Below are 13,814 nucleotides of genomic sequence, written 5' to 3'. Positions count from 1 at the left end.
CCTCCTGCGGTCTTGCGTCCTCGGGACATGTGGGGACGGAACTTGCCTTCTCCCACCCCATGTTTGGCCCAAAAGACACATTTCAAATTCAAATGCCGATACGGCCATCACAAATACGTGAAGCGCCGCGTATTCCGTCGCCTCATCCGAGAACGGACTTGGCCAGCCAGATCAGGGCGACGCCGAAGGCCACCATTCCCAGCCCCAGCGTCCGGCGGACCTGTGCGTCGAGGCTGCGGAGCCATTCCAGCAATTCTTCGAAACGCAAAGGGGCCAGTGCGAGCACCAGCCCCTCGATCACGGCCACAAACCCGAGGGCAAGGACCAGTTCCGCCATCACTGCCCCACTTCACCGCTGGAGGGCCTGCCCCCGTGTTCGGACTTCAGGTACTTGAAGAACTCGCTGTCGGGCGACATGACCATCGACGAATTGCTTCCCGCCAGCGCTTTCTCATAGGCCGAGAGCGAGCGGTAGAACTCGAAGAACTCCCGGTCCTTGCCGAAGGCATCGGCATAGACGGCGTTACGCCGGGCATCCGCCTCGCCGCGGGTGATGTTGGCGTTCTTCTCGGCCTCCGAGACCAGTTCGACCTTGGTGCGGTCGGCCTGCGCGCGGATGCGGGTCGCCGCCTCCTTGCCGCGGGCGATCTCGTCTGCGGCCTCGCGCTCGCGCTCGGCGCGCATCCGGGCGAAAGTCGCCTCCAGGTTCTGCTCGGGCAGGTCGGTGCGCTTGAGCCGCACATCGACGATCTCGAGCCCGAGGTTTTCCGACTCCCGCGAGGCGCCGGAGCGGATGCGCTCCATCAGCGCGGCCCGATCCGCCGACAGGATGTCGTCGGACGTGACCGAACCCAGAATCTCCCGCGTCATGGCGTTGAGGATCTGCTCCAGCCGGGTCTCGGCGCTGCGCACGCCGCCCACGCCGACGGCCTGGCGGAAGCGCACCACATCCTCGATCCGGTAACGCGCGAAGGCGTCCACCACGAGGCGCCGGTCGTCGAGCGGCGTGACTTCCAACGGGCTGGTGTCGATCGAGAGGATGCGGTCGTCATAGCGCACCACCTCCTGGATCAGCGGCACCTTGAAGCCCAGGCCGGGATTCTCCTTCACGTCCCTGATCTGGCCGAACTGGAGCACCAGCGCCTTCTCGCGCTCGTCCACCACGAAGATCGAGGACAGGATGGCGACCAGCACGATCACCACGATCGGCAGTATAATTGCGGAACGTCCCATCAGTTGCTGCTCCCCTGCCCGGTCTGGCTGCGGCGCAATTCGTTGAGCGGCAGATAGGGCACGATACCCCCCTCGCCGCCAAGGCCGCCTTCCAGAAGTATCTTGTCCACATCGCCCAGAACGCGCTCCATCGTCTCCAGATAGAGACGCTGCCGGGTGACCTCCGGCGCCTTCTGGTATTCCGTCAGAACCGCGGTGAAGCGGCTTGCCTCACCCTCGGCCTCGTTCACCACGCGGGCGCGGTAGCCTTCCGCTTCCTCGAGAAGCTGCGCGGCCTCGCCGCGCGCGGCGCCCAACACGGTATTTGCATAGGCGTCGGCCTCCTTCTCGAGCCGGTCGCGTTCCTGCTCGGCCGCCTGCACCTGGCGGAAGGCGTCGATCACCTCGCTCGGGGGGTCGGCCTTGTCGAAGTTGATCCGCACCACGTTGATGCCCGCGCCATAACTGCTGAGCGTCCCCTGGATCAGCTCCTCCAGCCGGGATGCAATGGCGCCCCGGTCGCGGTTGAGGATCGGCGCGAGCTGCGATTGCGCGATGATCTCGCGCATTGCCGATTCTGCCACCGCGCTCACTGTTTCATCCGGATCGCGCAGGTTGAACAGGAATTGTGCCGGGTCGGTGATGTTCCAGACCACCTGGAAGTCGATATCGACGATATTCTCGTCGCCGGTCAGCATCAGCCCCTGGGACATCCGACCGGAACCGCCGGTGCCGATCGCCTCCACCCGTTCGCTGGTCACGTTGACCTTCTGATAGGTCATCACCGGCCAGGGCGCGAAGTTCAGGCCCGGCTGCCCGGTCGAAGCGTATTCGCCCAGAAAGAGCTGGACCGACTGTTCCTCTGGCTTCACGGCGTAGACCGAAGCCCAGAGCCACAGCCCGACCGCAGCCAGCACAATCAGCGTGATCGAGCCGCGGTTGAAGCCAGGTCCGCCCGATCCGCCACCCGGCCCGTTGGGACGCTTGCCGCCGCGACCGCCCATCAGGACGCGCAACTGCTCCTGCCCTTTGCGCACGATCTCGTCGATCTCGGGGATCTGCGGCTGGTCGCCGCCGCCGGGGCGCTGCCCGCCGGGCCGCCGGTCGTCGCCGCCGTTATCCCGGCCGCCTCCGCCGCCCCAGGGTCCGCCTTTGTTGCTGGCCATATGGTCTTTCCTCTCCTCTGCTGAGGTTCCCTGTGGTCCTAACTGTACACGCGGGCGTGAATTTCAAGCCGTGCGCGTCGGTGTCTTCATGGTCACCAATTCTTCCGCCATCGTGGGGTGAACCGCAACCGTGCGGTCGAAATCTTCCTTCGTGGCGCCCATCGTCACGGCGACACCGGCAAGCTGGATCATCTCGCCCGCGCCGGGCCCGATGATATGTACGCCCAGAACGCGGCGCGTTTCGGCGCAGACCACGAGCTTCATCAGCACCCGCTCCTCGCTCCCGGCCAGGATATTCTGCATCGGCCGGAAGGCGGCGGAATAGATCTCGATCGGCCCGGCGTCGCGGGCGGCTTCCTCGGTCATGCCGACGGTACCGAATTCCGGCTGTGTGAAGACCGCCGAGGCCACGACCGAATGGTCCACCGCCACCGGATTGGCCTTGAAGACCGTCTCCACGAAGGCCGCGCCCTCCCGGATCGCGACCGGCGTGAGGTTCACGCGGTCGGTCACGTCGCCCACCGCATAGATCGACGGCACGCTGCTTTGCGACCATTCGTCCACCTTCACCGCACCGCCGCGGGCCAGATCCACCCCGGCCTCCTCCAGCCCCAACCCGGCGGTGCTGGGCCGTCGCCCGGTGGCGTAAAGCACCAAGTCCACCTCGTGCAAATGGCCGTCGTTGCGGGTCACGCGCAGTGCCCCGTCCGCCTTGTCGATGCGTTCCACATCGGTGCCGACATGCAGGTCCACGCCGCGCTCGCACATCGCCTCGGCCAGATGGCCGCGCATCTCGCCGTCGAAGCCGCGCAGGATCTGCTCGCCCCGGTAAAGCTGCGTGACCGCCACGCCCATCCCGTTGAGGATGCAGGCGAATTCGCAGGCGATGAAGCCGCCGCCCACGACCAGCGCGCGGCCCGGCAGCACCTCCATGTCGAATATGTCGTTAGAGCTGATGGCATGCTCGATCCCCGGCAGGTCCGGCATGAAGGGCGCGCCGCCGGTGGCGATCAGGACATGTCTGGCGCGGAAGCTCTGCCCGGTGGAGAGCGTCACCTCATGCGGGCCCGCAAGCGTGGCGCGCGCATCGAAGGCCTCGACCCCGGCGCGGTCCAGATTGGCGCGGTAGATGCCTTCCAGCCGGGCGATCTCGGCATCCTTCTTGGCGCGGAAGGCGGGCCAGTCGAACGCCGCCTCCGCGACATCCCAGCCGAAGCCGCGGGCATCCTCGAAGGCGTGAGAGAAGCCTGAGGCGAAGACCATCAGCTTCTTGGGCACGCAGCCGCGGATCACACAGGTGCCGCCCATACGGTATTCCTCGGCCAATCCCACGCGGGCGCCGGTCTCGGCGGCGACGCGGGCCGCCCGGACCCCGCCGGAACCGCCGCCGATGACGAACAGGTCGTAGTCGAAAGCCATAATCCTCAGTCCGCTATATCCGTGAACAGGTTGTCATCCTCGACCACGCCGATGCGCTCGCGCTCGACGGTGCCGTTATTGATGTCGCGGACTTCCACAAGACCGTCACCGTGGCCAATCACGATCGCGTCGGCAATGTCAATGAAAAGGCCGTTCTCGACGACGCCGGGGACCTGGTTGAGCACCATCGAGAGCTGCCGTGGATTGCCGATGCGGCGCAGGTGCAGATCGAGGATATGGTTGCCCTCGTCGGTGACGAAGGGCGCATCGTGGTTGAGCCGCAGCGACGCCGAGCGGCCCATCACGTCGAGCCCGGTCAGGCTTTCCTCGATCAGCGCCTTGGTAGTCTGCCAGCCGAAGGGGATCACCTCCACCGGCAGTGGAAAGGCGCCCAGCGTCTCGACCTGCTTGGAGGCGTCGGAAACAACCACCATCATGTCCGAGGCGGTGGCCACGATCTTCTCCTGCAGAAGCGCCCCGCCGCCGCCCTTGATAAGGTTGAGGTCCGGGTCGAACTCGTCGGCCCCGTCGATCGTCAGGTCGAGCCATTTCACCTCGTCGAGCGTGGTGATCGGCACGCCGACCTCACGCGCCAGATCGGCGGTCCGGCTGGAGGTCGGAACGCCCGTGATGTTGAGCCCCTCCTCGCGCACCATCTCGCCCAGGATGCGGACCATCCAGGCCGCCGTGGACCCGGTGCCGAGACCCAGCCGCATGCCGTCCTCGACATAGTCGACGGCGCGTTTCGCCGCGACGAACTTGGCCTTTTCCATCGGCGAAAGATGACCGCCCATGCCGCACCTCCTGAAAACTGCATCCCGCTTATAGGAAGTTTGCTGCCGGGGAGCGAGTGTAAATCCCGCCTCGATTTGACGCTGACGCCTTTGCCGTTCACAACAGTCGCATTCAGAACAGTGCGCCGCCGGATTTTCCGCCATTGCATTAGCGGCAGTACAGAAAGGCCCGCCATGTTCCTCAGCGTCTTCGACATCTTCAAGGTCGGCGTTGGCCCGTCCTCGTCGCACACGATCGGCCCGATGGTCGCTGCGGCGCGGTTTCTCGACCGGCTGCGCGCGAGCCCGTTCACGGCCGCCGCGCTGCGCTGTTCTCTGCACGGATCGCTGGCCTTCACCGGTCGCGGCCACGCCACAGACCGCGCGGTGATCCTGGGCCTCGCGGGCTTCCGCGCCGACGCTTTCGACGCCGACAAGGCGGCCGAGGCCTATGAGACGATCTTCCGCACCCGGCAGGTCGAGAATGCCGGCCTGCCGGTGCTGGCCTTCGACCCGGCGACCGATCTGGTCTTCGACTACGACCACCCGCTGCCGGGCCATGCCAACGCGATGATCCTCTATGCGCTCGACGCACAGGGCGACGTGATCGAGCGGGAGACCTATTATTCCATCGGCGGCGGCTTCGTACTGACCGAAGCGGAACTGGCCCAGGGCGGTGCGCCCACGCCGGAGGGCGACTTCCCCTTCCCGTTCCGCAACGGCGCGGAGATGCTGCAGATGGCCGAGGCATCGGGCATCTCCATCGCGGCGATGAAGCGCCGCAACGAGCTGGTGCGCCACGGCGACGCCGAACTCAAGGCCGGTATCGACCGGATCTGGGAGGTGATGACGAACTGCATCGACCGCGGGCTGGCGGGCGAAGGCACCCTGCCCGGCGGGCTGCTGGTCAAGCGCCGGGCCCATGCGATCCACGAGAAGCTGAAAGCGGAACAGGGGCTCAACGTCACGCCGCCGCATATCATCAACGACTGGATCAGCACCTATGCGATGGCCGTGAACGAGGAGAACGCCGCCGGCGGGCAGGTCGTCACCGCCCCCACGAACGGCGCCGCGGGCGTGGTGCCGGCCACGATCCGCTACTGGCTCGACCATGTGCCGGGCGCCCGCAGGGCGGGTGTGCAGGACTTCCTGCTGACCGCGGCAGCGATCGGCGGCATCGTCAAGCACAACGCCTCGATCTCGGGGGCGGAATGCGGCTGTCAGGCCGAGGTCGGGTCGGCGGCGGCGATGGCGGCGGCCGGGCTCTGCGCGGTGCTGGGCGGCACCCCCGCACAGGTGGAGAACGCCGCCGAAATCGCGCTGGAGCATCACCTGGGCATGACCTGCGACCCGGTGAAGGGCCTGGTGCAGGTGCCCTGTATCGAGCGCAACGGGCTGGGCGCCATCAAGGCGGTCTCGGCGGCCTCGCTGGCGCTTCGGGGCGACGGCACGCATCTGGTGCCGCTCGACGCCTGTATCGAGACGATGCGCCAGACCGGCGCGGACATGAGCGAGAAGTACAAGGAAACCTCGCTGGGCGGGCTGGCGGTCAACGTGCCGAACTGCTGACCGGGGCCGGCCCGGCCGAGCCGCTTACCCACCCGACCGCAAATGTCGCAAACGGATGAGACGGGACCGCCCGTCCGGGCTTGACAGGGTCCATGACACAATCCGCTGACATGCGCCCTGCCCTGGCGCCGGACCGGGCCCTGCTGGGCATTTTCCTGATGACGGTCTTCGCGCTTTTCGGGCCGGTGATCGACGTCTTCGCCAAGCTCGCCTCCGAGACCATCCCGGTGGGTCAGGCGGTGGCCGCGCGATTCGCCGTGCAGTCGCTGCTGCTGCTGCCGGTCGCTGCGGCGCTGGGCGGGCTGCACCGTCCGGGCCGGGCCGAGGTGATCCGCCATTTCCTGCGCGCCGCGCTGATCCTGCTGGCCACGGGCTGCTTCTTCGCGGCGCTCGCGGTGATGCCGATGGCCGACGCCATCGCGATCTTCTTCGTGGAGCCCTTCATCCTTACGCTGCTGGGCGGCGTCCTGCTGGGCGAGGCGGTGGGCTGGCGGCGCTACCTGGCCTGCGCGGTGGGCTTCGGCGGCGCGCTGCTGATCATCAAGCCCAGCTTCTCGGATTTTGGCGCAGTGGCCTTCCTGCCGCTGGGCACGGCGGTTTGCTTTGCCTTCTACATGATCCTGACCCGGCGCATGGCGGTGGCGATGCATCCGCTGACGCTGCAAGCCTATACCGCAGTGGCCGCGATGGCGCTGATCCTGCCGGTGCTGGGCTATGGCAATGCCGGCGGGCTGGCGCCGATCGACCCGGTCTGGCCGGACCTGCGGAGCGGGCTCTACCTGCTGGGCATCGGGGTGGCGGCCACAGTGGCGCATCTCTTCATCAGCTTTGCACTGAAATTCGCGCCCGCGGCCACGATCGCGCCGCTGCAATATATCGAGATCGTCTCGGCCACGCTGCTGGGCTTCTGGGTCTTCGGGGATTTCCCTGACTTGCTGACGATGCTCGGCATCGCGATCATCGTGGGATCGGGGCTCTTCGTCTACCTGCGCGAACGCCGGCTCAGCCGTCGCGCGCGGCTGCCGATGCCACCGCCCTGACCGCCTGCGCCAGCTCGTCGCGCGGCAACATCACCAGCATGCCGGGCGCATCCATCTCCAGCGAAACCGGCCCGCCTTCGGCCGCGTTCGAGGTGCCGACGCGCCCGCCTGGCGCGAAGCCGATGCCGTCGATGGACCAACGCAGCCCCGTGCTGCGCCCGGTACAGGGCGCCATCGGGAAGAGCGAGACCCGCGTGCCCGCCGCCAGATCGAGGCCGAGCGCGGGCGGACAGTGAAAGCAGATATCCGCAACCCCGATCACGATGCAGGGCTTCTGCGGATAGCGGCTGAGGATGTTCAGATTGGCCAGTTCGTGATCCAGCCGCCCGCCGCTGAAGCCGACCGCCAGGATCACCGGCGCACCAATCCGCAAAAGACATTTCTCGAAATCCGTGGTATCCTGCTCATCGATCCGGTGGATGGTCCGGCGGTCCAGCCCGGCCGCGGTGAGCGTGTCGAGCGAATCCATGTCGCCGATCACCGCCTTGGGCCGGCGCCCCAGCCGCAGCGCCGTCATGGCGCCACTGTCGGCGGCCACCAGATCGGGGGCAAGGCGCAGGGCAAGTGCCAGATCGTCCGAGTCGCAATCGGATCCGCCGATCAGGGTGACACCTAGCGCAGATTGAACAATCAAGCCGGACATGCGGTATTACTGTCGCATCGGGAAACAAACGGCAATGAAATGACCCTGTATTGGGGGGTTAAGGCCCGATTTCATTTGTCGATCCCAAACCCGTGATGATATTTTATCTTCGCTGGGTCGGGGAGAAAGCGAGCACGTTATGGTGGGTGCGAGTAAAATCCTGACCGTATCCTATGGAACCTTCGCCTGCACACTTGAAGGTTTTGACGATCCTTTTACAACCATGCGCCACATCGCGGAATACTTTCGTGATCTGGCCGCGGATGACCGGTACTTTGGCTGTGAACCGCCGGTCCCTGACGCGGAAATGCTCCAGAAGATCGCCGAAAGGTCGATCTCCCGGCGCGTGGCCGCGGAAACGCAGACGAACGGGGTGATCCTGCGCCAGGCGAAGGGTCAGGCCGAAGCTGCGCCCGAAGCCGCGACCGAAACCGCAGCCGTGGCGGCGCGCAAACCTTCGCTCTTCCAGGCGCCTGACACGTCCGTTCCGCTGCCGCGCCCGGCGGCCGCCGCCACGGCGGCCGAAGCCATGGGCGACATGTCCGAGAGCATCGCGGAAGCAACCGAGGACACGGCCGAGGACACGGCGTCCGCCACGGTCCAGGAGCCTTCTGTCGCCGAGAAGCTGGAGCGCATCCGCAAGGCTGCGGGCGAACCCGGAGTGGAGCAGGACGACACCGACGTCGCCGACGCTCAACCCGAGGCAACCGGCGAGGAGATTGCGGCACACTTCGCTGCGGAACCCGAGGCCGAAGTAGAAGCGGAAGCCGAACGGGAAACCGTACTGGAAGCGGAGGCGGACGAGGAAGCCGAAGCCAAGGTGGAAGCCGAAGCGGAAGTGGAAGCCGAAGCGGAAGCCGCCGCCAACGTGGAAGCCGAAGCCGAAGTGGAAGCCGAAGCCGAAGTGGAAGCCGAGGTGGAAGCCGCCGCACAGGAAGAAACCGCACAGGAAATCGAAACGGCGGACCGCGAGGCCGAGGAGGCGGCAGCCGAAATGGCGGCCGCGGATCTGGCCGAAGCCGAGGCCGCGATTGCGGAGGCCGAAGCAGAGGCGGTCGCCGCCATGGCGGAGACCGAAGTCGAGGCCGAGGAAGCCGAAGAGGCCGAGGCCGAACATGGCCGCGATGCCTTCACCAGCGACGGCGCGGAAGACGAGGATGCGGCGCTGGAGCGTCTCCTGGAGACGACCAACTCCAAGCTCCGCGGGGTCGAGACGACACGCAAGCAGAACGCCTTCGCACAGCTCAAGGCCGCAGTCGCGGCGACCTGGGCCGAACGCCAGCTCGGCGGGACCGGCAAGGCGGCCAACGACGCCGATGGGGCAACCGACGCCTACCGCGCCGACCTTGCGGAAGCGACCGCGCCGGCACACGCCGCCGCGCCTCAAGGCGAGGACGAGCAGCCGCGTGCCGAGAACGCGTCGCCGCTCGTGCTGGTGTCGGAGCAGCGGATCGACAAGGACGACGAGGCCGACGAGGCCGACAAAGATGACGCCGTCGCCGCCCCTTCCGCCGCAGCGCCGCGTCGCCATCGCGTGACCACCGAAATCCTGGTGCTGGAAGACGAAGCCGAAACTGAAGACGCGCTGGCCGACAGCGACAGCTTTCAGGAATTCGCCGAGCGGATCGGCGCGGGCTCCCTGCCCGAGCTTCTGGAAGCAGCGGCTGCCTATACCTCGCATGTGGAAGGGCGTCAGCGCTTCTCCCGCGCGCAGGTCATGTCGAAGATCGCGCGGCTCAAGGCGGGGGAAGAGTTTTCCCGCGAAGCCGGTCTGCGCTCCTTCGGCAAGCTCCTGCGCGAGGGCCGCATCCGGCGGGTGCAGGACGGCCAGTTCGTCATCACGGAGGATTCGCGCTTCGTGCAGGAAGCGCGGACCGGCACCCGATAAGTCAGGGTGTCGTTACGTCCCGAACGCTCGCTTGATTTGGGAGATCGGAGCGGTCCGCAAGGGCCGCTCCGGTTCCGTTTGGGGCCATGCCGTCAGTCCCGGTCGTCTTCGCCCGCCTCCGGGTCCGCCTGACCGACGCCGCGGAAGACTGCTCGCAAAGGCAGGATCCAGACGATCCCGAGCACCACGTAGACGACGAGTTCCACCAGCGGCGACGGCCGGTCGATCCAGTTGACCAGCGTGACGGCCACCACGACATAGGCCGGCAGCCCCACCAGCAGGATCAGAAGCGACAGCCGCCGCCGGGCCTTGTAGCTCAGAGCCATGGGTCAGTCCGCAAAAGGATCGGTCACGAGGATCGTGTCGTCACGTTCCGGCGAGGTGGAGAGTAGCGCGACCGGGCAGTCGATCAACTCCTCCACCCGGCGGACATACTTGATCGCCTCGGCCGGCAGGTCGGCCCAGCGCCGCGCGCCCTCGGTGGAGGCCGACCAACCCGGCATCTCCTCGTAGACTGGAACGCAGCGGGCCTGTTGATCAGCCGCCGTAGGCAGGTAGTCGAGCCGCTTGCCATCAAGTTCGTAGCCCACGCAGATGCGCAGTGTCTCGAACCCGTCCAGCACGTCGAGCTTGGTCAGCGCGATGCCGTTCACGCCCGATGTCGCGCAGGTCTGGCGCACCAGCACCGCGTCAAACCAGCCGCAGCGGCGCTTGCGCCCCGTCACGGTGCCGAATTCATGGCCGCGTTCCCCGAGCCGCTTGCCGTCCGCGTCATCGAGTTCCGTCGGGAATGGTCCCTCGCCGACGCGCGTCGTATAGGCTTTGACGATGCCCAGAACGAAGTCGATCGCGCCGGGGCCAATGCCGGTGCCGGTCGCCGCCTGCCCGGCGATGACATTGGATGAGGTGACGAAAGGATAGGTGCCGAAATCGATATCCAGAAGCGCACCCTGCGCGCCTTCGAAGAGGATACGCTTGCCCGCCCGGCGCTTCTCGCCCAGTACCTTCCAGACCGGCGCGGCATATTCGAGGATAGCCGGGGCGATCTCCAGCAGTTGCGCGATCAGCGCGGCGCGGTCCACCGGCTCCAGCCCCAGGCCCCGGCGTAGCGCGTCGTGATGGGCCAGCGCCCGGTCCACCCGCCGCTCCAGCGTCTCCCGGTCCGCGAGGTCCGCCACGCGGATCGAGCGCCGCCCGACCTTGTCCTCGTAGGCCGGGCCGATGCCGCGGCCGGTGGTGCCGATCCTGGCCACCCCCACCGCCGCCTCGCGGGCGCGGTCCAGTTCACCATGGATGGGCAGGATCAGCGGCGTGTTCTCGGCGATCATCAGCGTCTCGGGGGAGATCGTCACGCCCAGCTCGCGGATCTGCTCAATCTCCGCGACCAGATGCCAGGGATCGAGCACCACGCCGTTTCCGATGACGCTGAGCTTGCCGCCACGCACCACGCCCGAAGGCAGCGCGTTCAGCTTGTAGACCTTGCCGTCGATGACCAGCGTATGGCCCGCGTTGTGGCCGCCCTGGAAGCGCGCGATCACGTCGGCGCGTTCGCTCAGCCAGTCGACGATCTTGCCCTTGCCCTCATCGCCCCATTGCGCGCCGACAACCACGACATTGGCCATACCCGATATCTCCTTGGTCAAAACCCGCGCCGGTATAGCGGCCCCGGCGCGCCGCGGAAACCGCAAATTCACGCGCGGGCCGGGCTGAGACGCGCCGCGTGTCCGCCGCGCGCGCCTCGGGCCTTCGGCGGTGTCCGCTATCGGGCCAGGTGGACATGGACGATATGGACGAGTAGACCTTGCGGCGCAGGCGCTTAGGTTCTAAGTAGCCCGACGACGCCCACACCCGAACGCCACGCCCGAAGAAACGGACCGGAACCCAATGGAAAACGTCATTCTGACCATCCACCTGATCCTTGCGCTCTGCCTGATCGGCGTGGTGCTGATGCAGCGGTCCGAAGGCGGCATGGGCGCAATGGGCGGCGGCGGCGGCGGCGCCATGACCGGCCGCGCCGCGGCGACCGCGCTGGGCAAGGCGACATGGGCACTGGCCATCGCCTTCCTGGGCACCTCCATCGCGCTGACGATCATCGCAGCGGCCAATTCGCGCGGCGATTCGGTAATCGAGCGGCTGGGCACCGACGCGCCCGCCACGCAGGAGGCCCCGGCACCCACGCCACTGGGCGAGAACCTGCTTCCACCCAGCACCGGCGATGCCCCGGCCCCGCCGCCACGGGCGGAGTAAAAGACCACAACAGCTTGAGTTGCCGACCCGGCGGATTACAGCATATTGCGGTTTCCGGGTTGATCGTATCGGCCAAATGCTCTATATCTCAAATCCCGTGATAAGTGCCGCGGGATAGAGATTCGTGCGGCCGGAATACATCATGATCACGGGGGTTTCCGCACCACATGGCGCGTTTCGTATTCATCACCGGCGGGGTCGTCTCCAGCCTTGGGAAAGGGCTGGCATCCGCCGCACTGGGCGCGCTCCTGCAGGCCCGCGGCTATTCGGTTCGGCTGAGGAAACTCGACCCCTATCTCAACGTGGACCCCGGCACCATGAGCCCGTTCGAGCATGGCGAGGTCTTCGTTACAGATGACGGGGCGGAGACCGACCTCGACCTGGGCCACTACGAACGCTTCACCGGCGTCGCGGCGCGCGCGACCGACAGCGTCTCCTCAGGGCGCATCTATTCCAACGTGCTGGAGAAGGAGCGCCGGGGCGACTACCTGGGAAAGACCATTCAGGTGATCCCGCACGTAACCAACGAGATCAAGGACTTCATCGCCATCGGCGAGGACGAGGTCGATTTCATGCTTTGCGAGATCGGCGGCACGGTGGGCGATATCGAGGGGCTGCCCTTCTTCGAGGCGATCCGCCAGTTCAGCCAGGACAAGCCGCGCGGGCAGTGCCTGTTCATGCATCTCACCCTGCTGCCCTTTATCGCCGCCTCGGGCGAGCTGAAGACCAAGCCGACCCAGCATTCGGTGAAGGAGCTGCGTTCGATCGGGATCGCGCCGGATATCCTGGTCTGCCGGTCCGAAGGACCGATCCCGCAGAAGGAACGCGACAAGCTGGCGCTCTTCTGCAATGTGCGGCCCGACGCGGTGATCGCCGCCTATGATCTGAAATCCATTTACGAGGCGCCGCTGGCCTATCATCGCGAGGGGCTCGACCAGGCGGTGCTCGACGCATTCCAGATCAGTCCGGCGCCGCGGCCCGACCTGCACCGCTGGGAAGATGTCTATGATCGCGTCTTCCACGCCGAGGGCGAGGTGCGGGTGGCCATCGTCGGCAAGTACACGCAACTCGAGGACGCCTATAAATCCATCGCCGAGGCGCTGACCCATGGCGGGATGCAGAACCGCGTCAAGGTGCGGGCCGAATGGATCGACGCCGAGATCTTCGAGCGCGAGGACCCGGCCCCGCATCTGGAACGCTTCCAGGCCATCCTGGTGCCCGGCGGTTTCGGCGAACGCGGCACCGAGGGCAAGATCAAGGCGGCGACTTTCGCGCGCACCCGCGGCATTCCCTATCTGGGCATTTGCCTGGGCATGCAGATGGCGGTGATCGAGGCGGCGCGCAACCTGGCCCATCTCGAAGACGCCGGGTCGGAGGAATTCGACCACGAAGCCGGCGCGCGGCGCTTCACGCCGGTTGTCTATCACCTGAAGGAATGGGTGCAGGGCGACACCAAGGTGGCGCGGCGCGTGGAGGACGACAAGGGCGGCACGATGCGGCTTGGCTCCTACACCGCGAAGCTGCGCGAGGGCAGCCGCGCGGCGGCGATCTATGGCGCGACGACGATCCACGAGCGCCACCGCCACCGCTACGAGGTCGACATCAAGTACCGCGAGAAGCTGGAGGAATGCGGCCTGATCTTCTCGGGGCTTTCGCCGGACGGCAAGCTGCCGGAGATCGTGGAGATCCCCGACCACCCCTGGTTCGTCGGCGTGCAGTTCCACCCCGAACTGAAATCCAAACCCTTCGCCCCGCATCCACTTTTCGCCGATTTCATCCGCGCCGCGGTGGCGCAATCCCGGCTGGTCTGACGGCGAATCCGCTTTGCCCCGCCTGCGGATCCGTGGTCTGATCTCA

General features: G+C 66.7%; 13 protein-coding genes. 5 read left to right on the top strand and 8 right to left on the bottom strand.

Annotated elements, in window-relative coordinates; genetic code table 11:
- Nucleotides 1-142: 142 nt before the first annotated feature.
- The 5 genes from DDZ14_RS12615 to rpiA form a co-directional block, all read right to left on the bottom strand.
- The gene (locus DDZ14_RS12615; protein ID WP_109425339.1) at nucleotides 143-337 is read right to left on the bottom strand and encodes a DUF2065 domain-containing protein; all 195 of its coding nucleotides are present in this window, start codon (nucleotides 335-337) and stop codon (nucleotides 143-145) included.
- Entirely contained in the window at nucleotides 337-1,233 is an 897-nt protein-coding gene (hflC, locus tag DDZ14_RS12610; RefSeq protein WP_109425338.1) for a protease modulator HflC, read from the bottom strand. Before hflC ends, DDZ14_RS12615 begins: the two co-directional genes overlap by 1 nt.
- Nucleotides 1,233-2,378, bottom strand: coding sequence for an FtsH protease activity modulator HflK (gene hflK / locus DDZ14_RS12605; protein WP_109425337.1), 1,146 nt, complete (start codon nucleotides 2,376-2,378; stop codon nucleotides 1,233-1,235). The genes hflC and hflK overlap by 1 nt, the downstream gene beginning before the upstream one ends.
- Before the next feature lie 63 nt (nucleotides 2,379-2,441).
- Complete coding sequence (gor, locus tag DDZ14_RS12600) at nucleotides 2,442-3,797, bottom strand: glutathione-disulfide reductase (RefSeq protein WP_109425336.1); 1,356 nt, start codon at nucleotides 3,795-3,797, stop codon at nucleotides 2,442-2,444.
- Between the two features lie 5 nt (nucleotides 3,798-3,802).
- Nucleotides 3,803-4,591 carry a ribose-5-phosphate isomerase RpiA gene (gene rpiA / locus DDZ14_RS12595; RefSeq protein WP_109425335.1) on the bottom strand — a complete coding sequence of 263 codons (789 nt, stop codon included), beginning with the start codon at nucleotides 4,589-4,591 and terminating at the stop codon, nucleotides 3,803-3,805.
- 174 nt (nucleotides 4,592-4,765) lie between these two features.
- Here rpiA and DDZ14_RS12590 point away from each other — a divergent pair, with 174 nt between their 5' ends.
- Together DDZ14_RS12590 and DDZ14_RS12585 are read left to right on the top strand one after the other, a co-directional pair.
- Nucleotides 4,766-6,139: an L-serine ammonia-lyase gene (locus DDZ14_RS12590; RefSeq protein ID WP_109425334.1), complete on the top strand. Its 1,374-nt coding sequence runs from the start codon at nucleotides 4,766-4,768 to the stop codon at nucleotides 6,137-6,139.
- Between the two features lie 92 nt (nucleotides 6,140-6,231).
- Nucleotides 6,232-7,179, top strand: coding sequence for a DMT family transporter (locus tag DDZ14_RS12585; protein WP_233252568.1), 948 nt, complete (start codon nucleotides 6,232-6,234; stop codon nucleotides 7,177-7,179).
- On the opposite strand, the gene DDZ14_RS12580 is transcribed toward DDZ14_RS12585, so the two are convergent.
- On the bottom strand, nucleotides 7,142-7,822 hold the full coding sequence (locus DDZ14_RS12580; protein WP_109425332.1) for a thiamine diphosphokinase: 681 nt from the start codon (nucleotides 7,820-7,822) through the stop codon (nucleotides 7,142-7,144). The two genes, DDZ14_RS12585 and DDZ14_RS12580, sit on opposite strands and share 38 nt — an antisense overlap.
- A gap of 307 nt (nucleotides 7,823-8,129) precedes the next feature.
- Here DDZ14_RS12580 and DDZ14_RS19710 point away from each other — a divergent pair, with 307 nt between their 5' ends.
- The gene (locus DDZ14_RS19710; RefSeq protein ID WP_158275520.1) at nucleotides 8,130-9,710 is read left to right on the top strand and encodes a hypothetical protein; all 1,581 of its coding nucleotides are present in this window, start codon (nucleotides 8,130-8,132) and stop codon (nucleotides 9,708-9,710) included.
- Between the two features lie 92 nt (nucleotides 9,711-9,802).
- Here the strand turns inward: DDZ14_RS19710 and DDZ14_RS12565 are convergent, their stop codons facing one another.
- Nucleotides 9,803-10,036: a DUF2842 domain-containing protein gene (locus tag DDZ14_RS12565; RefSeq protein WP_109425330.1), complete on the bottom strand. Its 234-nt coding sequence runs from the start codon at nucleotides 10,034-10,036 to the stop codon at nucleotides 9,803-9,805.
- Nucleotides 10,037-10,039: 3 nt separating this feature from the next.
- Nucleotides 10,040-11,332 (bottom strand): adenylosuccinate synthase, encoded by a 1,293-nt coding sequence (locus DDZ14_RS12560; RefSeq protein WP_109425329.1) that lies wholly within the window; start codon nucleotides 11,330-11,332, stop codon nucleotides 10,040-10,042.
- A 262-nt stretch (nucleotides 11,333-11,594) separates the two neighbouring features.
- Here DDZ14_RS12560 and secG point away from each other — a divergent pair, with 262 nt between their 5' ends.
- Nucleotides 11,595-11,957: a preprotein translocase subunit SecG gene (gene secG / locus DDZ14_RS12555; protein ID WP_109425328.1), complete on the top strand. Its 363-nt coding sequence runs from the start codon at nucleotides 11,595-11,597 to the stop codon at nucleotides 11,955-11,957.
- A 167-nt stretch (nucleotides 11,958-12,124) separates the two neighbouring features.
- Entirely contained in the window at nucleotides 12,125-13,768 is a 1,644-nt protein-coding gene (locus tag DDZ14_RS12550; RefSeq protein WP_109425327.1) for a CTP synthase, read from the top strand.
- Nucleotides 13,769-13,814 lie beyond the last annotated feature (46 nt).

Origin of the sequence: Maritimibacter sp. 55A14, from assembly GCF_003122205.1 — a bacterium.
In the GTDB taxonomy this organism is placed as follows: Bacteria; Pseudomonadota; Alphaproteobacteria; order Rhodobacterales; family Rhodobacteraceae; genus QEYE01.
Note: the sequence above shows the minus strand (reverse complement) of the source record. Positions and strands in the feature narration are given on the sequence as shown.